This window comes from Verrucomicrobiia bacterium (assembly GCA_035577545.1).
Lineage (GTDB): Bacteria > Verrucomicrobiota > Verrucomicrobiia > Palsa-1439 > Palsa-1439 > Palsa-1439.
Map to the genome: position 1 here is coordinate 152858 of DATLVI010000041.1, position 19756 is coordinate 172613.

The 19756-nt window shown below is 60.1% G+C and carries 14 protein-coding genes and 1 tRNA gene; 10 read left to right on the plus strand and 5 right to left on the minus strand.

Annotation, left to right across the window (positions count from 1 at the left end; all coding sequences use genetic code 11):
- Window positions 1–25: 25 nt before the first annotated feature.
- The 7 genes from dop (at window position 26) to VNL17_15530 (ending at window position 9239) form a co-directional block, all read left to right on the plus strand.
- The gene (gene dop, locus VNL17_15500; GenBank protein ID HXI85487.1) at window positions 26–1561 is read left to right on the plus strand and encodes a depupylase/deamidase Dop; all 1536 of its coding nucleotides are present in this window, start codon (window positions 26–28) and stop codon (window positions 1559–1561) included.
- Window positions 1562–1566: 5 nt separating this feature from the next.
- Entirely contained in the window at window positions 1567–1764 is a 198-nt protein-coding gene (locus tag VNL17_15505) for a ubiquitin-like protein UBact (GenBank protein ID HXI85488.1), read from the plus strand.
- A gap of 30 nt (window positions 1765–1794) precedes the next feature.
- Complete coding sequence (locus VNL17_15510; protein ID HXI85489.1) at window positions 1795–2619, plus strand: proteasome subunit alpha; 825 nt, start codon at window positions 1795–1797, stop codon at window positions 2617–2619.
- Window positions 2620–2645: 26 nt separating this feature from the next.
- A complete protein-coding gene (locus tag VNL17_15515; GenBank protein ID HXI85490.1) occupies window positions 2646–3434 on the plus strand; it encodes a hypothetical protein in 789 nt (262 codons plus the stop codon).
- Complete coding sequence (locus VNL17_15520; protein HXI85491.1) at window positions 3431–4861, plus strand: proteasome accessory factor PafA2 family protein; 1431 nt, start codon at window positions 3431–3433, stop codon at window positions 4859–4861. The genes VNL17_15515 and VNL17_15520 overlap by 4 nt, the downstream gene beginning before the upstream one ends.
- Window positions 4862–5283: 422 nt before the next feature.
- Window positions 5284–8625, plus strand: coding sequence for a hypothetical protein (locus VNL17_15525; protein HXI85492.1), 3342 nt, complete (start codon window positions 5284–5286; stop codon window positions 8623–8625).
- 236 nt (window positions 8626–8861) lie between these two features.
- Window positions 8862–9239, plus strand: coding sequence for a response regulator (locus VNL17_15530; GenBank protein HXI85493.1), 378 nt, complete (start codon window positions 8862–8864; stop codon window positions 9237–9239).
- 80 nt (window positions 9240–9319) lie between these two features.
- Here VNL17_15530 and VNL17_15535 read toward each other — a convergent pair whose 3' ends face one another.
- The 3 genes from VNL17_15535 to VNL17_15545 all read right to left on the minus strand — a co-directional run bounded on the left by VNL17_15535 (window position 9320) and on the right by VNL17_15545 (window position 11829).
- Window positions 9320–10507, minus strand: a complete 1188-nt coding sequence (locus VNL17_15535; protein ID HXI85494.1) for an FIST N-terminal domain-containing protein — start codon at window positions 10505–10507, stop codon at window positions 9320–9322.
- A gap of 64 nt (window positions 10508–10571) precedes the next feature.
- Window positions 10572–10657: transfer RNA gene (locus VNL17_15540), tRNA-Tyr, on the minus strand.
- Window positions 10658–10812: 155 nt separating this feature from the next.
- A complete protein-coding gene (locus VNL17_15545) occupies window positions 10813–11829 on the minus strand; it encodes a DUF1573 domain-containing protein (protein HXI85495.1) in 1017 nt (338 codons plus the stop codon).
- Window positions 11830–12136: 307 nt separating this feature from the next.
- Between VNL17_15545 and VNL17_15550 the strand changes: the two genes are divergently transcribed.
- A complete protein-coding gene (locus VNL17_15550; GenBank protein HXI85496.1) occupies window positions 12137–12835 on the plus strand; it encodes a hypothetical protein in 699 nt (232 codons plus the stop codon).
- Here VNL17_15550 and VNL17_15555 read toward each other — a convergent pair.
- On the minus strand, window positions 12827–14329 hold the full coding sequence (locus VNL17_15555; GenBank protein HXI85497.1) for a sigma-54 dependent transcriptional regulator: 1503 nt from the start codon (window positions 14327–14329) through the stop codon (window positions 12827–12829). The two genes, VNL17_15550 and VNL17_15555, sit on opposite strands and share 9 nt — an antisense overlap.
- Before the next feature lie 2 nt (window positions 14330–14331).
- The gene (locus VNL17_15560) at window positions 14332–15741 is read right to left on the minus strand and encodes an ATP-binding protein (GenBank protein ID HXI85498.1); all 1410 of its coding nucleotides are present in this window, start codon (window positions 15739–15741) and stop codon (window positions 14332–14334) included.
- 243 nt (window positions 15742–15984) lie between these two features.
- Between VNL17_15560 and VNL17_15565 the strand changes: the two genes are divergently transcribed.
- Window positions 15985–16455 (plus strand): response regulator, encoded by a 471-nt coding sequence (locus tag VNL17_15565; GenBank protein ID HXI85499.1) that lies wholly within the window; start codon window positions 15985–15987, stop codon window positions 16453–16455.
- 109 nt (window positions 16456–16564) lie between these two features.
- The coding region (locus VNL17_15570; protein HXI85500.1) for a fibronectin type III domain-containing protein at window positions 16565–19756 on the plus strand (3192 nt) is incomplete at its 3' end.

Below are 19756 nucleotides of genomic sequence, written 5' to 3' on the forward strand. Positions count from 1 at the left end.
CGCCACCGTTGCCGCCAATCAGCCAATGCAACGAACCCTGGGCATTGAAACCGAATACGGAATCACTGTCGATGGATCGGAAAGCGTCGACGTTGTGGCCGAGTCGATCGCCCTGGTGCGCAGCTATACGCAGGTCGAACCGCCCTCGCAGGATTCCGCGCTGAAGTGGGATTACGACCTCGAAGATCCGCACCAGGACGTGCGCGGCTTTCGCGTCGCGGAATTGATGCAGGACTTCGACGAGGCGCGTTACTTCGTCCAGGACCAGAACCGCAAACTCAGCTTCCAGGAAATCAAAAGCGACCTCGTCCTCTCCAACGGCGCGCGCTATTACAACGACCACGCCCATCCGGAGTACGCAACCCCCGAGTGCAAGCGCCTCCGCGACATCATCGCGCAGGACAAGGCGGGCGAGCGGATCATCGAGGAATGCGTCCGCCGCCGCAACCGGCACACGACCGGTGGCGTCGTGAAGGTGTACAAGAACAACACCGATTTCGTCGGCCATAGCTACGGCTGCCACGACAATTATTTGATGCGACGCGACATTCCGTTCGATCTCGTCATTCGCGGCCTCACCCCGTTCCTCGTCACGCGGCAGATCGTCGCCGGCGCGGGCAAGGTCGGCATCGAAGCCGAGGACGGCGCGCCCGCCAATGTGTATCAAATCAGCCAGCGGGCGGATTTCTTCAGCGTGCTCGTGTCCATCGACACGATGAACCGCCGCCCGATCATCAACACCCGCGACGAGCCGCATGCCGACAGCGACATGTATCGCCGCCTGCACGTTATTATCGGCGACGCGAACATGAGCGAAATCTCCGGGGCATTGAAAATTGGCACCACCTCGCTGGTGCTCGACCTGTTGGAACAGCGGTTGTGCCCCATGCAGATTGAGTTGGCCGAGCCGATTGCGGCCTTGAAGGCCGTCTCGCGCGACCCGACCCTGAAAACCACGCTCCGTCAGGCCGGCGGGCCGACAATTGGGCCGATCGACATTCAGCGCGAGTACCTGGCGGCGGCCCACAAGCATTTGCGCGGTCGGGATGAAGAAACCGACTGGGTGCTGGCGACGTGGGAGCAGGTGTTGACCGATCTGGAACGCGACCCGATGCTGTGCCGCGACCGGCTCGATTGGGTGGCCAAGAAATGGATGCTCGACGCCTTCGTGGAGGTCGAGAAAGTGGGGTGGGACGATCCATGGCTCCAGTCGCTCGACCTCGAGTACCACAACGTGAGGCAGGACGAGGGCTTGTACGCGGAACTGGTCCGCGAGAAGCAAGTGCGGCGTTTTGTGACCGACGACGAAATCCGCTTCGCGATTCGCCAGCCGCCACGCGATACGCGCGCGTATTTTCGCGGCCGCTGCATCGAAAAGTTCGGGAAGCAGATGAGTTCCGTGCAATGGGACGAGATCACGTTTGGCGAAAATGAGCATGAATCAGTGGTCCGACTCCTGAATGTTTTTGACGATGAAGACGTGCGCCGCTATAATGCCGCCATTGACAATGCGCCGGATGTGGAGACATTACTGCGTAACTTGAAGTTAACGCGGAGATAAAGGCCATGGCCGATTCCAACGCACAATTTCCCGAACGCATCAATCGACCCACTTCCCCCGCTCCGTGGGAAAAGAAGGAAGCCGACGAAGGCGGGCCGCGCCGCCCGGACACGCAAACTCCCGACACCAAGGAACTCCTGAAAAAGATGCGACGGGTCGACCCCAACCAGGCCAAGCGCTATCGCCAACGCACGGGGCAGTGAGTCGGCGCACCGGCCCCGCGAGCAATCGCCATGGATCATCCCCTACCGATTCCGCAATTCCTGCATGATGGCGATTTCCTGAGCGTGCTGAAAGCCCACGGCTATGAGGCGGCGCCCCGTCTGGCCCAGGCGGCTGCCAAATTCGAGCACGAGATGGGCAAAGGCAGCATCGCCACCGAAGGCACAACGGTCCTCGCCGTCAAATACAAGGACGGTGTGCTCGTCGCGGGCGACCGACGCGCCACGGCGGGCAATCTCGTCATGTACGAGCGCGCCGAGAAGCTCATCAATATCGATGAACGGTCCATTCTCGCCATCGCGGGCGTGCCCGCGGTCGCGTTTGAAATGGCGCGGGTTCTCGAACACAGTTTCAAGTATTTCGAACGCAGCCAGCTCCAGGAAATGAGCACGGCCGGCAAGGTGCGCTCGCTGTCGAAACTGCTGAAGGAAAACCTGCCGCTCACATTACAGGGTGTGGGCATGGTCGTGCCGATCTTTGCGACGTACGAGACTGCGAACGGCAAAGACGGCGGGGGCAAGGTGTATTTCTACGACGCGCTCGGCGCCCAATTCGAGGGCGTGGATTACTCCGCCAGCGGTTCCGGTTCGCTCGCCGTGCGCAGTGTGCTGCACTATCTCAATACGTGGGGTGGCAAGCCGCTGGCCAAATTCAGCGAGTCGGAAATCATCATCACAGCCCTGCGTGTGCTCGACACGGCTGCCGACAGTGACACGGCCACCAGCGGCTACAATCCCAAGTCCGACATTTTTCCGATCGTCCGCGTCATCACGGAGGACGGCGTCCGGGAGATTCCGGAGTCCGAGCTGGGCCGCGTGTACAAGAGTGAGGTCTAGCTTCCGCGAAATGAAGCCACTGAGCCATGATTGAAGAACCTTATCGTTGGGTCGAGGCGATTGCCAATCGGCGCGAGTATATCGAGGACCAGCTGCGTCACGGCAGCCCGGTGGTCGCGCTGGACTACGCCGACGGCCTGCTGTTGCTAACGGTCAGCCGCGAGACCCGCAAGGTTTTCGAGGTGTACGACCGCGTGGCGTTCGCGGCGCTGGGACATCCTGCCGACATCGAGCGCATGCGGCTGGTGGCCATTGACCTGGCGCACATCGAGGGCTTCAACCGGGCGGTGGCCGACGTCTCACTCCGCCGTCTCGTCAATTTCGGCATGAGCCCCGCGCTCAAGACTGCGTTCGAGCAGGTGTTCAGCGCGCCCCACATTGTCAAGATCCTGCTGGCGGAACTCGGCGACGAACCGAAACAGGATTCCATCGTCAAGCTGGACTACGACGGTTCCTTCGCGCGGAGTGAAATTGAGACGCGAGAGCCGTTCGATGTGTTGGCCGGCACGGGCGACGCCCAAAAAGCGATGCTGGACTATCTTGTCGAACACAACGGCGATGAACACCGCTCGTTGGAAGACGCGCTCAAGCTCGCGGCGAAGACCTGGGCCGTCGGCATGGAGATGGCCGAGCAAAGTGATAGCAAGGAGGGCGAGGAACCCGGGAAGCGTGAGATTGAACCCGAGAAAGTCCTCAAGGAATACCTGAAGGCCCGCCACGTGGAGGCCGCCGTGCTGGAGCGCAGCCGGCCACCCACCAGGAAATTTCGCTTGCTCGACGAAAAGGAAATCCGCGGCGCGTTGAAGGATTTATGAACCGCATCGTCGGGCTGGAGACCGAATACGGCTGCCTGGTGAGCAACGAAGACCGGCAGGGCGGGCCCGACGCGTTCCCGATCCGGGTCAAGAACCACCTCTTCAACGTCGCGCGACTCGGCGCGATTGACCTGCACTACCGGGACTATGAAGAACCGCCGCGCAACGGCGGTTTTCTGCTCAACGGCGGACGACTTTATCTCGACATGGGGCATATCGAGTATTCCACGCCCGAGTGTCTCAGCCTGCGTGACGTGGTTTCCTTCGACCATGCGGGCGACCTTCTCCTGCAAGGCGCGCTGGAAAGCATGGGCCTCGCTGACCGCGTGTCGTTCGTCAAAAACAACATCGACCACCACACGGGCGCGACCTTCGGTTGCCATGAGAATTACCTGATGAAGCGCAACGCGCAATTCACGCCGCAGGTGCTGTCCGCGTTGCTCTCGTTTCTCGCCACGCGCCAGATTTTTTCCGGGGCGGGCCGAGTGGGCCAGGCCAATCCCCTCGCCTTCGAGTTCGATCACAATCGGCACGATCAGCCGGTGCACTTCCAGATTTCGCAGCGGGCCGACCACATCGTGAACGACATCTACCAGTGGGTCCAGTTTAACCGGGCGATCATCAACGCCCGGGATGAGCCGCTGGCGGATTACCGAAGGTACCGCCGGCTCCATCTGCTCATTGGTGATTCGAACATGAGCCAGTACGCGACGGCGCTCAAAGTCGGGACCACGGCGCTTGTCCTGGATTTACTGGAAGAAGGCATCCTCCCGAAACGCGTGGGGTTGATGGATCCCGTGCAAGCCACCCGGGATATCTCGCGCGACCCGCATTACCGCTGGATCGTCCGGCTCGAAAACGGCCAGACGCGCACGGCGCTGGAGATCCAGCATTCGTTCCTGGGCCTGGCGAAGCACTACCTGGCCGGCGTGAGTCCCGAGAACGACTGGGTGATTCGCGAGTGGGAGGCGATTTTGGACGGGCTGGAGCGCGATCCGATGTCGCAGACGGACAAAATCGATTGGGTGGCGAAGAAGTGGATGCTGCAGATGTTCCTCGAACAGGAGCACCTTGGTTGGGATGATCCGTGGCTGCAGTCACTCGACCTGGAGTATCACAACCTCGATCCGCGCCGCGGCCTATATTTCGCGCTGGCGCAGCAAGGCCGCTCGCAACACGTGGTGACCCCCGAGCGCATCGCGTTCTGCACGCAGAATCCGCCGGAGAACACCCGGGCGCAGGCGCGCGGCATTGCCGTCCGGCATTTGCGCGATCAGGTCGGAAGCTACATCATCAATTGGGACTCCATTACGGTGGAGAACAAAGACCCACTGGTCATGAACGACCCGTTTCACACCTACCAATCTGAAGTGGCCCAGTTGCTCTTCAGCGATCGCGACGGTCCAAAGCCTGAGCTTTCGAAGTAGGAACTGCCGGGAAGAGTTTCCCGAATCGGGCCCTCAGAATCTGCGGCCATCTGGTTGCGCGCGTTGAAGGTCGACGGGCGACCGGCGAAAAAAAGACGCGGTTGGTCAGACGCCGCACGTTTCACTCTCAAGCCTCTGTGCTTCTGTAGTTTAATCCTCCCGCTTCGTGCCATTACCCCCACTCTGTCAGCCGCAATCGCAGAAAAAGCTCGCTTTCCCGGACATTTTTCGTTATCGGTTTGCCCCGCTAGGACGTTGTACACATGGCGCGCGATGGCGACGCAGCGCCAGTACGATTTAGCGCGAGCGAATTGAGGCAAGTGCCAGTGTTTGGCGGACATGGGGCGCGATAGAATGAAGCAAGAGATTCGCAACCGATTATGCAATTTGGAAACGACCCGCAGGGAAACAAAGGAGGGGGTATGTGTCGATCGATTCAAAGGTCATGGATGCTGCTTGGTCTGGTCGTAGCAACCATCGCGACGGTCCTTTCAGGAGTTGCCAACGCCCAATGCCAGCGCGGCATCTGTTGCGCAGCGGGAGCGGCCGGACCGGATCACAATTTCCAAACTGCCAGGGCCATCGTTGGCAATACAATTGACTTAAGGGCTCTTGCTGGAAATAGCGACACTCCGGGTTGCACGGACATTGGTGTTACCGTAACGAATGTCCACTTCAGGATATTTCATGGCGACGTTACGGAGGTGCAGCCGAACCTCCTCTCGAGCCCCCACCAGTTTACCCTTCCGGGTTGCGATCCGAGCCAGGGAACCTCCACGACCAATGTGCCGTCGACCACCGTCGCAGATGCGGCTGACGGAGTTCAAGGTTTTCTGGTCGTTGAAGAAGATGTTGCCGGCACTGAGAATCTTTCGCCGGGAGTGAATCTGGCGACGTCCACATCCTGCCAGACCTTCGTCTTCATTTTCACCCCTTGCCTCAAGGTGACCAAACAGATCGCTTGCCAGCCCGCAAATGGAAATTGCACGAATGCTTCCTACAGCGGTTTTGCCTCCGGCGCGAAGACCGGAAACCAGAATCCCACGTTTTGCTACAGCATCACCGTTACCAACTGCGGAACAGATAATCTGACCATTACCAACGTGACCGATAGCATTTTTGGCAATATTACAGGTGATTTTACGAATCAGACCGGCGCACTTGGTGGGAACTCCCTGCCAGTTGGCGGCTCCGGAAGGATTTTTCTCTCCTCTCCGCTTTCTGCTGACACAACCAATACCGTTACGGTCTTGGGCACGGAGGAGATCAATCAGAGCGCCATTTCTGGTTCGTCAAGCGCCACGGCGCAGGTTCTGGTTGCATCAATTGCAGTAACCAAACAGTGCGACGGCGGGCCGTTTGTGATCGGCCAGCCGATCAAGTTCAAGGGCACGGTGTCCAACACCGGCAGCGTGACACTCACAGGCGTCAACGTGGTGGATAATCGCGCAGGGACTGTGCTCAGCGGTGTGACGTTGACGGCTGGAGCCTCGACGAATTACGGCGGCAGCTACACTCCGACGGGGAACCTCTGCGGACCGTTCACCAACGCGGTGGTGGCGACCGGTACCGAAGGAATTTGCCCCGGCAATTCGATCCAGGCGACCGCGACGAATGTCTGCACGGTCATCACCTCACCGGGTATCACCGTGACCAAGGCGTGCGATGGCGGACCGTTTGTGATTGGTCAACCGATCAAGTTCAAGGGTTCGGTGACCAACACCGGCAACGTAACCCTGGTCAGCATCACGGTTGTAGACAGTGTGGCGGGCGATGTCTCGGCCTCGTTGTCGGCTACGACACTGGCGCCTGGCGCCTCGGCCACCTACAGCGGCAGCTACGCCTCGGGCGGTGGCTGCGGGCCATTTACCAATACGGTGGTGGCAACGGGAGCCGATGCCTGCACCGGCGGCACAGTGCAAAGCAGCGCGAAGTCCGTTTGCACGGTCGTCACTGCACCGGGTATCACTGTGACCAAGGTTTGCGATGGCGGGCCGTTTGCGGCTGGCCAGCCGATTAAGTTCAAAGGTTCGGTGACCAATACTGGCAACGTAACCTTGGTCAGCATCACGGTTACGGACAGCGTGGCGGGCGATGTCTCGGCCTCGTTGTCGGCTACGACACTGGCGCCTGGCGCGTCGGCGACCTACAGCGGCAGCTATGTGTCCAGCGGCTGCGGGCCGCTCAGCGATACCGTGACGGCAAAAGGCAGCGACCAATGCACGGGCAATCAAGTTTCCGCCCAGGCCGGCACGACCTGCACCGTGATCTGCCCCGGGAGCATCTGTGTGACCAAACAGGTCGCCTGCGTGGTGTCCAATGACACTTGCGGCGTGTACAGCGGCAGCGCCATCGGTTTTACGAGCGCCACCCAGACTTCCGCATTCTGTTACACGATCAACGTGCTGAACTGCGGTCAACTCAACCTCACGGGTGTCGTCATCACGGACACCGTTTTCGGAGTATTGGGAACCATTCCATCGTTCCCAACTGGCGCGACCACGAACTTCACATTCATGACGGAATTGGGCCATGACACGACGAATGTGGTGACCGCCATGGGCAAGACCGTGGTCACGCTGTCCAATGTCAGCGCCAGCGCCAGTGCGACAGCACTCGTGCTCCAAGCCAGCATCAGTTGCACAAAGACGGCGGCGCCATCGGCGTTCGACTGCGGCAGCGGTCCGCATCCGGTCACTTATAGCGTGCTCGTAACGAATACGGGTGAAGCGGACCTGACCAAGGTCACGATCAGCGATCCAAGCTTATCGAGCAACGGCTGCGTCTTACCGTTGCCGTTCAACCTTGGCGCGGGCGACTCCACCAACCTGACGCTGTGCACGGTCACTGTCGATTGCGGTGCGGGCAGCGGTAGCGCCAGCGACTGCGCCAACCCGATACTGGGACAGGCGGCGGACACCACGGTGCTGCAGTTGGGCGGCGGCCATTCGGTTTCTATCACGGGGCCCGCCGGTGGTATTCTCGGGGACATTAGCATCGGGCCCAACAGCAAGCTTTCGCTGACGGGCAGTGAGTACGTGAACGGTAATATCCGTCTGGCTCCGGGGGCGACGTTCTCGAAGAGCGGTTCCGGGTCCATCGGCTCCGTGCTCCAAAACGTGGACTTAACGCCGGAGATTAACGCGGCGCTAAGTACGTATAACTCCGCCAAGAACCAGCCTTGCACGCAGACCATCAACACCTTGAGCCAGGGTACGATCACCGGAGTTGCCGGCCTCAACGTGATTTGTGTCAAGAACGTCAACATCAATGGCGGGCATGTGGTCACGATCACCGGTCCGTCCAGCGCGACGTTTATCTTCAACGTCACGGGCCAGTTCACGATCAATGGCGGCGGGAGTGCCGATGGAATTCAGGTCGCTGGCGGCGTGACGCGAAACCACGTGCTGTACAACATCATCGGGACTGGACAGCAGGTTTCGATGACCGGTGGCGGCGGCGGCACAGGTTGCTGCGTTGCCAGGATTGACGGCACGCTGTTGGCGCCTTTCCGAAACATCGCGCTGAGTCCCGGCCTGGTGAATGGCGAAATCATCGGCGGCCTGGATATCAGCATCGTCTCCGGTTCCAGCGTGCGTTGCACACCATCGACCTGTGTGCCGGTATCCGTGGTCAATACGTTGACGGTCAGTGGTGAAGTTGCCGAAATTCAAGCAGGCAACGTTACCACCTGCGCGAAGGACCAGTTCGGCAACCCGATCACTGCGAGCAGCACTTGCACGACGACAGTCAACTGCCAATAAGCGGTACGCCGATTAACGGCACGAAGATGAGAACAGTGGGACCGGATCGGTCCGTCTTCCACTTGCGGCAGACGGAGTGCAACGGCAGAATCCAGTGTGCGGACAATGGCCGTGAAAGAGAGTGCCGGTCGCTCAATGATCGGTGAGATTCAGAATTTCCGGAATTGCGATTGACATCGCGCGATTCAGTCCTAGTGTTGGGGAGGCGAGTTGTTGGGGGAGAGAGGAGGAATATTTTGAAGCACGGTACTGTTCTCCTAATCGAAGACTGTCCGAAAGATCAGCAGGTTGTCCAGGATGTCTTGAGTGCCCAGGGTTATTCCGTCACCACCATCAGCGATCCTGAACGCGCTTTCAGCACGGTGGAAGACTGGGCGAAGCAATACAACTTCGTCATTATCCAGGAGGCCATGCGTGGCCGGCGCGGGATGGAGTTGGTGCACGCGGCGCGATTGAGCCGCAAAGATCTGCCCCTGCTCGTCGTCACACGTGACGGCGATTGGAATGGATACGCGCAGGCTTTGAGCGAAGGCGTTGTTGACTATTTTCCCACCCCGGTCGACCGCAAGAAGTTGGTGAAGGCCGTGGAAGGAGCTTTGGCACAGGCGGTTTGATCCCGGCCTGCGGGATCATGGGAAACGCCCCGGCTGGCATTGCGACGCCGGGGCGTTTCGTTTTCTGCCCGGGGCCACCCCTACGGCGCAGGCTCTGTGAAGAGCCCAAGCACGCTGGTGAAACCATGGACGAAGGCGCGCTGGCCGACCGGGCCAATTTCACCATTGCAGAAGAACCCCGCAACCGGCAGTGGCCCAAGACTTTGCTGCACCGCGCGGACGTCGTGATGCGCCGAGCCATACATGCCCTCGCCGCGTCCGAGACAGGTAAAGAGCAGCGCGGCGCGCGCCGGCTTCCCCACCAGTAAGCGCTGTTCCTGTTGCAGCAACTGTCGCAAATCCTCGTCCGCTGTCTCGCCGTCCCGGACTTGAAACTGCACGGTCTGGCCCGTTCGCATCAAATCGGCCACAGCCAGGGCGCCCGACTCTCGATCGCTCTCGATGAGGTTGCGAATCAGGAAATCGCCGCGACCGTATTCCTCCTGGTACTCGTTGATCACGCGGCCCAGAAACAACAGGCCCGAGCGCGCTAATTGCCGATCCTTCGAGGGCAACTGCGGCAGCATCTCCTGCAAAATCTTCATCGGCGGCCGTCCGCCGAGCTCGAACACCACGTTCTTTTCGGCGCGCGTCACCACCAACGGTTGGCCGATCGGCCGACAACCCTGCGAGACAACCGTTCGCAACGCGATTTTGCCGGTCAGACCGACGCCCACTGCCCCATCCTCATAAACCTTGCCATCAAGAAACAGCCGATTCTCGCCAGCCTGGTGTGCACCGCTGGCCAGTCCGCCGATGATCGGCGCTCGCGGATAAGCTTCCGTCAACGCATCGACAAGCTGGACCGCATGCGTCGTGAACGGGTCGACGAACATGAGAAACTGGGGCGATGCATCGGGTTCAAGTTCAAGCTGGAAATGCCAGAAGTCCGGGCCGGTCGATTCCTCCAGGTTTTTCTCGTCCAGGTGGAACGGCGCGACTTCGACGCCGGGCAACTCCCCTACCAGCAACGAAATCGCCGGCTGCTGTTCAACCTCTTGATCGACTCCAATGATTCCCGCTCCGGTACAGCCAACCAAATGTCGGGCTCCCACCGCCTTTTGCACCGCCTCGACGAGGCCGTTGATTTGGGGCACAAACTTTGGGTGGGCGAAAAGCACCGCCAGTTCGGTCTTGGCGGGGCCGAGTTGCGTGGCGACCTGGCGGCCCAGGTCCTCCGCAGCTTCTGCCCAATCCGTTTTGGTTGTCAGCGCCGAGGCGAATCGCATGCTGCACTCTGACTTAAGCGGGGTTTCTTTTCAACCAGCCTTTGGCGGTGGCGGCTGAAAAAAATGGTGGAGAGGGGTGGATTCGAACCACCGAAGGCGTAAGCCAGCAGATTTACAGTCTGCCCCGTTTGGCCACTTCGGTACCTCTCCACATCTGATTCTGCCAGGCAAATATAACGATTTAAGGGCGAATAGCCATCTTGCGATCAGACAATCGCCGCAGTGTTCTAACCGGTTCTGCGGCGCGGGTCAATCGCGATCAATATATTGATTGGGCGCACCGGATGACACGCACAGCCGGCGTGTCAGGGAGCGGCTACTCTGATCGTTAGCGGAACCTCGAGGGATGGTTGTTCCGGATAATTTGTCTCAAACGTGAGCCGGCCGCGCGTTGACTCCTTGAGAGGGTTGTCCAGCTTCAACGTCACCTCAAACTTGCGGCCTTTTTCAAGCTCCGTTACTTTCACAAGCAAATCTTCCAACGTGCTGGCGATGTCCCCCAGTTCCAATGGCTTGTCGGACCGGTTTGAGGTGACAATAATCTTTTGGATGACAGCTTCTTTCGAGGTCGACGCGGGCCAGTGAGTGGCGTCTGGTATGGTCCAATCCACAGCCTGGGGTGCAAGGACGATCGAACTGAGAAATCGCCCGGCCGCGGGGACAAGGAACGCAGGTTTCGCCGGATCATCCGTGTACACGCTGAGAATGTCGGAGAAATCTCCCGACACGCCGGTGCCGGCGACTTCGACGCCAAACCGGGCTGCCTGCGGATGCAAAGCGTCTTCCTTGTCGATTACCACCTTGAGTGTCTCTGTGCCGGGTTCGACTTTTGTGATCGTGAGTTTCTTGCCGTCGAGACGCTTGACGTTCACAGCCGCGCGGGACGTTTGGCCAGCGGCAACCCCATCAAGAAATATCATCGGCGGGTCGAAATCGTACAACGCCTTGGCCTGCCCCTTGATTGTTAAAAGCAGCTCCGGAAATGCGGGGTCGTTGCTCGGGACCGTGATGTGTTTCTCGACGGCGCCGCGGGCATTGGTCAGATCCAACGTAAAGACCAGCTCACCCTTCGCGCCGGGGGGCAATGTATCCGGCTGCACCTGGGCAACCGTGCAACCACACGAAGGATCGGGTTTTTGCACATTCAGAACGCCATCTCCTGCGTTTCGGAACGAGAATTTACCCGTGATCGACGCTCCTTCCGAGCTGGCGCCGAAATCGTAGACCGTCTTGTCGAACTCAATATGCGGCTTGCCTTCTGCCCGTCCATGGGCGACCGCCAGACCGAGCCAGATTGCCAATGCCAGGGTTTCTCGTTTCATTCGTCTCCAATGTTCGCCAAGCCCGCGGCGAAACGGCGCGGACAAACGTGCCTCCCAGTGTCGTCTGAGTCGCTCAATTTTTCAATCTCGGCGACGCATGATTGAGTCGACCGATACTGCTTTCCAGCATTCTTGCAAGCGATGTTTCTCAGCATTGCTGCGCGCGGCGCCATCTCGATCAAGGCCGCGGCTCCCCCATTCGTAGGCTTGTCTTTCCACCCAAGCAGCTTGCAATAATTGCCATGCAGGCCAGTAATTTTGTGGCACACACGGTGCTAGTTCGTTTAGCCAAGTGAAGGCGAGTATTGTGCGAACAGTGTGCGGCGCTGCCCGGTGGCAGCGTTTGCTGGTGGCGTTGGCGTTCATCTTACCGTCGGCCGGACGTGCGGGCGTCGTCGAGGTCGACCTCATCAACAACGACATCGCGGAAGTTCACGGGGCCATCCTCCAGTGGGTGTCGAGCGCGACGGTGACCAACGGACGCTTCGTACCGTTCTTGCAGATCAACGCCACCGGGATCGCCGGCGACTACAATCGCAAGAAGATCGTACAGGTACAGGACGTGCCGGTCGTGTCGCTGAACGGCACGGACTTCCTACAATTCGCATTGGACGTGCAAGGGGCCGTTCTCTCGCTGGATACGATTGAAATTTTTACCGCGGCCACGCCGGCGCGGAATACCACCGATCTCGGTGACATTGGCGTGAAGCGCTGGGACCTGGACAAGAGTTGTTGGGATTACGCGACGCAAACCGGAACAGACTGCGATCCATCCTGGGACGATGTCGTCGTGCAAATCGATCCGCACCGCAACCCGAAGCCATCGGGCGTCGACGTATTCCTGTACGTGCCGGCCGTCGAATTCACCGGCGCCCAGCCAACCGATTACGTCTACTTTTTCTGTGTCTTCGGCAACCCGTGGAAACCGGTCACCTCAACAGTCACGCTGCACCCCAAAGGTCCCGGCGCCGCAAAATGGGGCTTCGTCAAACCGCTCTCACCCTGAGTGAGGTGCCGTGTGATTCTTCTGGTTTCCCGATTCATCCGGCAAGCCCGTTCCCTCGTTGCCCAGTAGTCCGTAAAGGGCAAGCTTCTTCCGCATCGTCGGGCGCGATACCCCGAGCCACCTGGCCGCCCGAACCTGATTGCCGCGGGCGAGGTCGATGGCTTGCCGGTACAGTTCGTACCCGACGTCCCATGTCAACGCGGTTTCAACGTTTTTTATGTCACCGCGTGCGGCACGGTGCAGCAGATCGCTGACGTATTGCGAGATCGTTTGGTCCTGTGAGGGCGGAGGCTGGCGGCGTTCACCGAGCGCGCTGTGAACGATGTCCGCCGTGATTGTCTGGCCATGCGCCAGCAACATAAATTTGGCCACGACGTTTTCCAATTCGCGAACATTGCCGGGCCACGGGTGCTGTTGCAGGGCGACGATGGCTTCCGGCCGAACCCCGCACACCGTAGCGCCCAATTCGGTGGCAAAACGCTGGATGAAATGGTTCAACAATGCCGGAATGTCTTCCGGACGCTCGCGGAGCGGCGGCAGTCGGATCGCGGCGACGTTCAGGCGGTAGTAGAGATCTTCCCGAAATTTGTTTTCCTTGATCGCCGCCGTCAGGTCGCGATGCGTCGCGGCGATGATGCGGATGTCCACGGGCAGGACCTCGTTGCTGCCGAGCCGGCAAATGGACTTTTCCTGCAAGACACGGAGCAGTTTCGCCTGCGTGCCCGACGTCATATCGCCGATTTCGTCGAGAAAAATCGTCCCGCCATGCGCTTGCTCGAAGCGCCCGATGCGTCGCACGTCCGCGCCGGTAAACGCGCCGCGCTCGTGCCCGAAGAGTTCGCTTTCGAGCAACGTTTCTGGAATCGCCACGCAGTTGATGGTGACGAACGGCTGGTCTTTGCGGGAGCTGTGTTGCTGCAACGCACGCGCCACAAGCTCCTTGCCGGTACCTGTTTCCCCCTGCACGAGGACGGTGACCGGCGACCCTGCGAAGCGCCCGATGTCCTTGTAAACCTGCTGCATCACGCGGCTGGTGCCAATAATCGCATGCCTGGCAGTTGTGGCGTGCCCGAAACCGACCGGCTCGGAGATCCGCCGGTAACCATCCACCGCTTGCGTGACGGCAGAAAGCAGGTTGGCGACAAACTGCTGCGTTTCCTTGAGCACATATTCATACGCGCCAAGTTTGATGGCCTCGATTGCGAACCGGGTCGCGCTGTCGGCGGTCATCAGGATAATCGGCAGTTGCGGTTTGGCAGCGTGCAGTTCACTGATGATTCGCAGGCCGTCGGTGGACCCGAAATCGCCCTGAAGATGCAGGTCGGTGATGACGATATCGAAAGATTCGCTGCGCGCGCGCGCCAGGCCCACATCGGCCTGGTCAACCAGGTCGACAACGTAGTCTTCCACGCCCTCGAACGCTTCCGCTTCGAGGAAGCGCTTCAGCGTGGCGGCCATCACTTTGTCATCTTCGATGATGAGAACTTTGGGCATCGTTAGCCTTCCTCGCAGCAGGGTAGCACGATGCGAAAGATGCTGCCCTGATTTTCGGTGGTTCGGAAATCCAGCACGCCACCATGTTTATCCACGATCCGCCACGCAATCGGCAAACCCAGTCCCGTGCCGTCCTCCTTGGTGCTAAAGAATGGTTCGAAGAGGCGCTCCTGCATTTTTGGAGTAATGCCGCGGCCGTCGTCCTGGACCTCCAGAACCACCACGCCGGTTGGCCTTCCCTTCAACGTTTCAGTAGCTTTGCGGGCGCGCAGGGTGACGGTCCCGTTGCGCCCGATGCTCTCGCCGGCATTCTTGACGAGGTTGATGAGGACCTGCTTGATCTGATGCGGATCCGCGCGAAAACGGGCGTCCGTCACTGCGTCGAGCTTCAGGTTGATGGCCTGCCGGGTGAATTGCGGGGCGAACAGGTCGCGGACTTCCTGCAGCGCGGTGGCAGCCGACACCGTGACCAGCTCCGGCTCCGCCGGTCGGGCGAGTTGCAGGAAATCGCCGACGATGCGATTGAGCCGGTTAATCTCGTCGCGAATGACGAGCGCGTCCTCGTGTTCGGCGCTGCCTTCCAGCAGGGCACGCTGCAAGGTGTGGAGCCGCACGCTGATCGCGGTCAACGGATTCTTGATTTCGTGGGCTACGGCGGCTGCATGTTCGCCGCGGAGGGCAAGCTGCTGCTGCTGCTCGATCGTGCTTACGCTCTCGACAAGTTCTTTCCGTAGCGGTCGAATGACGGCCCGGTACACCTCCAGGATTAGCAGGAGACACAGACCACTCAAGGTGGCCAACAGCACGACCGCTGCCGCAACGGAACGCAATCGCGGAAACCATTGCTGCGACCCATGCATGAAGAGGCTGATTGCGTGCGCGTCCGCACCCGCCTCGCTGGCGGCCGTCAGGAGTTGCAATGTGCTCTGCTCGACGGGCTGGTAGGCTTTCAGGCGTTGCTCAAGATCGACGGACCGCGCGACTGTGTTGGTCAATCCACCCGCAGCGGACAAATACTGCTGGTAGAAGTCGTGGATTTCATCGTAGCGGTGCCCGACATCTGCCGTGAATTCGAAGGGGTGGGACACGACGATTTTCATCCGCGGCGCGACGGCACGACGGTGTTCGATCCATTCGGCAAGTTGCCGACTCTGTCCTTGAAAGCGGGCCAATGCGGACCGGTCTTTGTCCGCCGCGAAGGCAAGGCAGTCCGTATTCAACTCGGCGAGCGCCGGTGGAACGTTGGACGCGATCAAGGCGAACTCCGCTTGCATTTGCTCCAGCCAGATTAGTTCGTCGATCGCGCTGCGGCGCGTGGTGAAGAGACGATAGACTGCCTGAACCCCGAACACGAGCACCGCCAAGGTGACCGCACTCAGCAAGATCAAACGGTTTTTGCGGGAAAACGTCATCAGATGGTTACCACCAAGCCAAGCAAAATACTGGCTTGCAAGGATGCGAATGATAAACGCCGGATGAGGGCGAAACGCGAAAAACTGACAAAAACTTTGCCACAAGTGCAAACCCAATTGCCATTTTCCCTGTTCCCATCAGGCAGAATCGTCAGTTTCATGGGCGAAAATGCATCTTTTCTCAATGGGCATGCTGGCTGCTAAGCAAGCGCTCAACCTCAGCCACATCATACAATGAACCCAATGCCAGAGCAAAAGAGAATTCTGTTGGTAACCGACGCAAGCCCGGCGTGGAACTCGTTCGCGGACACTCTTGCCGCCGACGGCTACGAGTTGATAACCGCCGGCAACACTGAACAGGCGCAAGCTTTGCGGTTTGGTCGCCGGCCCGACCTGGTGGTGGTTGATTTGGATTTGCCGAACGGAGATGGCTGGCAGCTCGCGGAACAGTTGAACACCAGTCAACCTCACTTGCCGGTCATGGCCACTACCGCGGATGCCGATGCCCGGCTGCGGGCGGCCGTGCACGGAGTCGATGTCGTGGTCATGAGGCCATGCGAAACCCAGCAGTTGAACCGGGCCGCGCGGGAACTCCTCGCCCTGACGGAGCAAGCCCAGCTCGGCCAAATCGCCGCCACGTTGCGTGCGTTGAAGCGCCGTTGCAGTGAAGAGGGAGTTACACCAGTTGCAAACGAAGTCGCCCAAGTCGTTTAGAGTTTCTGAACGCTCCATTTATGGTTCTTGCGAGCCCGATCTTCCGTCGGCATTCACATCTACTGCCGCCAGGTGGTTTCTCGCATTCTGTCTAACCGGGATGTTCGTTGTGAGCGCGTCGGCGGCCACCACGTCCCCGACGAACCTCAGCGTCACGAGCAAGTCTTTTCAGCAGGTTTCTCTCGCGTGGACCGATAACTCGACCAGCGAGAAAAACGTCGTCGTCAGCCGCAGCCTGCAAGCGACATCCGGCTATGTCGACATAGCGACGTTGGCGGCGAGCGCGACGAGCTATACCGACACGGCTGTCACGCCCGGGGCTACGTACTACTACCAGGTCAGTTCAGTGGCGGCGACCAAGGCACGCTATACTTCTTCGTCGATCAGCGTCATCACACCCAGTGTTGCCATTGTGAGCCCGACCTCCGGCAGTACTTACACTTCTGCGCAAACGATTTCAGCGACCGCGTCCATCAATCAAACCGACAATGCCGCGATCACCAAGACGGAGTTTTATGACGGCGGGGCACTTATGGGCACCGTCACAACCAGTCCGTACACGCTAAACTGGCCGATCACGGCAGCTAATAACGGCTCGCACACTTGGACCACGAAGGCGTATGACAGCGTCGGCGGCACATCGGCTTCTACTCCAGTCAATGTCGTCGTCGACATCCCCTGTACTTACACGCTGTCCGCCACCAGCAGCCCAACGATTGCCTCGACCGGCGGTTCCGGCAGTTTCACCGTGACCGTGGTGGGCGGTTGCAGTTGGACGACGAGCACCCCGGCCACTTGGATCCATCCAACCGTCAGCGGCTCAACGGTCAACTATACGGTGGATCTCAACAGCAGTTCGGCGGGACGATCCAGTACAATCACGATTCTCAACGGGACGGCGACCGTTGCGACTTACACAGTGACCCAGGCTGTGGACACGACCGCCCCGACGGTGCCGACAGGATTGACGCCGAGCGTGATTTCCTCCAGCCAGATCAACCTGAGTTGGAGCGCCTCGACCGATACTGGCGGCTCGGGCCTGGCCGGTTATAAGATCTACCGCAGCGGCGTTTTGATTACCACAACGACGGCCACCAGCTACTCCAACACCGGCTTGGCAGGGAGTACAACCTATTCGTTCACTGTGGCAGCCTATGACAACGCCGGCAACATCTCAGCGCAGAGCACCACGGTTTCCGCCACGACGCCAGCAGCGGCGGATACGACGGCCCCGAGTGTACCGACGGGCTTGACCGGTAGCGCGGTTTCCTCCACCCAGATCAACCTGAGTTGGAGCGCCTCCACCGATACCGGCGGCTCAGGTTTGGCCGGTTACAAGATCTATAAGAACGGTGTGCTACTCACCACCACGGCCAGCACCAGTTACTCGGTCACGGGCCTGTCGCCCAGCACAACCTATTCGTTCACTGTGGCAGCCTATGACAATGCCGGCAACATCTCGCCGCAGAGCACCACGGTTTCAGCCACGACGCCAGCAGCGGCGGACACGACGGCCCCGACCGTACCGACGGGCTTGACCGGCAGCGCGGTTTCCTCCAGCCAGGTCAACCTGGGTTGGAGCGCGTCAACCGATACGGGCGGTTCGGGTCTGGCCGGTTACAAGATCTATAAGAACGGTGTGCTGCTGACCACCACAGCCAGCACCAGCTACTCGGCCACCGGTCTGTCGCCGAGCACGACCTACACGTTTACCGTGGCAGCCTATGACAACGCCGGCAACACCTCGGCGCAGAGCACTGGGGTTTCGGTTACGACTCAGGCGGCGACGGATACGACACCCCCGAGTGTGCCGACCGGACTGACCGCAAGCGTAGTTTCTTCCAGCACGATCAGCCTGAGTTGGAACGCTTCGACCGATTCCGGGGGCTCGGGCCTGGCCGGCTATAACATCTATAGCAGCGGCGTTGTGATCGCGTCTTCGACGACCGCCAGTGCCGTTCTCAGGGGTCTGTCGGCGAGCACGACCTACTCCCTCACTGTCGCAGCCTACGACAACGCTGGCAACACCTCGGCGCAGAGCGCGGCGGTGTTAGCGACGACACAAGCAGCACTGACTATTACAACGGCCTCACCCTTGCCGTCGGCGACGGTGGGCACGGCGTACAGCGGGACGTTCACAGCCACCGGCGGCACGACGCCCTACACCTGGTCAATCAGTGCGGGCAGTTTGCCGGCGGGATTGACCCTGAGCAGCGGAGGCGTGCTCAGCGGCACACCCACCGCGGCGACAACCGCGAGCTTCACGGTACAGTGCACCGGCGGGTCTACGATCACCAAGACATTCAGCCTGACGGTGAACGCGGCGGCCGTCAATTACACGGTCGCCACCAGCGCCAGCCCCGTGGCTGGCGGTACGACCACCCCGAATGGCACTTTTTCGAGCGGATCCACCGTCACCGCCCAGGCGACGGTCAATGCCGGCTACAGCTTCGTGAATTGGACCCAGAATGGGACAACGGTCAGCACTTCTCCCAGCTACAGCTTCCAACTTAATGGGAATGTGACGCTGGTGGCCAACTTCACGGCAATTTACACGATCACCGGCACTGCCAGCCCGTCCAACGGTGGCACGATCTCCGGCCTGGGCAACGGCCTGTTCATCAGCGGCACGACCGTTTCCCTGACCGCCAACCCGGCCTCCGGCTACAGCTTCAGCAGCTGGACGGAGAACGGCTCTGTCGTGTCCTCCACCCCGACCTACAGCTTTACCGCAACCGCCAACCGCAACCTGGTCGCCAACTTCACCTCCACCAGCAGCACACCCGGGAAGTACTTGTGGTCCTGGGTCCATGGCGGAGCCTCGCAAGACGATGGCCGCGCCGTGGCCGTGGACAAACGCGATGGCAGTGTCCTGCTCACAGGGGACTTCAGCGGGTCCGTCAGCTTCGGGGGTGCCACGATTTCGGGGACTTCCGGCACCAGCGTGATGTTGGCCAAGTACGCGGCCAACGGCACCTATCAGTGGGCCGTGGCGCCGTCGGGCTCTGGCGTAAGCCAGGGACAGGCCGTGGCGGTGGATACCAACGGCAATGTGTTTGTGACCGGGTATTTCGCCAACACGATCAATTTCGGGGCGCCCTCCGGCGCGATGACCAGCGCGGGTTGGTACGATATCTTTGTAGCGAAATACTCTCCCGCCGGCGTCTGCCTCTGGTCCAAACAGTTTGGCAGTCCCACCTCGGGCGATAACCAGGGTGACGAATCTGGTTACGCCCTCGCGGTGGACAGCGCCGGCAATGTCATCGTCGGCGGCTCCTTCGACGGCACGGCCAATTTCAGC

Coding starts and splice junctions, on each gene's coding strand:
- VNL17_15560 (HXI85498.1), bottom strand. CDS start 15,741: ATGACGTTTTCCCGCAAAAACCGTTTGATCTTGCTGAGTGCGGTCACC.
- VNL17_15520 (HXI85491.1), top strand. CDS start 3,431: ATGAACCGCATCGTCGGGCTGGAGACCGAATACGGCTGCCTGGTGAGC.
- VNL17_15535 (HXI85494.1), bottom strand. CDS start 10,507: ATGCGATTCGCCTCGGCGCTGACAACCAAAACGGATTGGGCAGAAGCT.
- VNL17_15510 (HXI85489.1), top strand. CDS start 1,795: ATGGATCATCCCCTACCGATTCCGCAATTCCTGCATGATGGCGATTTC.
- VNL17_15515 (HXI85490.1), top strand. CDS start 2,646: ATGATTGAAGAACCTTATCGTTGGGTCGAGGCGATTGCCAATCGGCGC.
- dop (HXI85487.1), top strand. CDS start 26: ATGCAACGAACCCTGGGCATTGAAACCGAATACGGAATCACTGTCGAT.
- VNL17_15565 (HXI85499.1), top strand. CDS start 15,985: ATGCCAGAGCAAAAGAGAATTCTGTTGGTAACCGACGCAAGCCCGGCG.
- VNL17_15555 (HXI85497.1), bottom strand. CDS start 14,329: ATGCCCAAAGTTCTCATCATCGAAGATGACAAAGTGATGGCCGCCACG.
- VNL17_15505 (HXI85488.1), top strand. CDS start 1,567: ATGGCCGATTCCAACGCACAATTTCCCGAACGCATCAATCGACCCACT.
- VNL17_15545 (HXI85495.1), bottom strand. CDS start 11,829: ATGAAACGAGAAACCCTGGCATTGGCAATCTGGCTCGGTCTGGCGGTC.
- VNL17_15525 (HXI85492.1), top strand. CDS start 5,284: ATGTGTCGATCGATTCAAAGGTCATGGATGCTGCTTGGTCTGGTCGTA.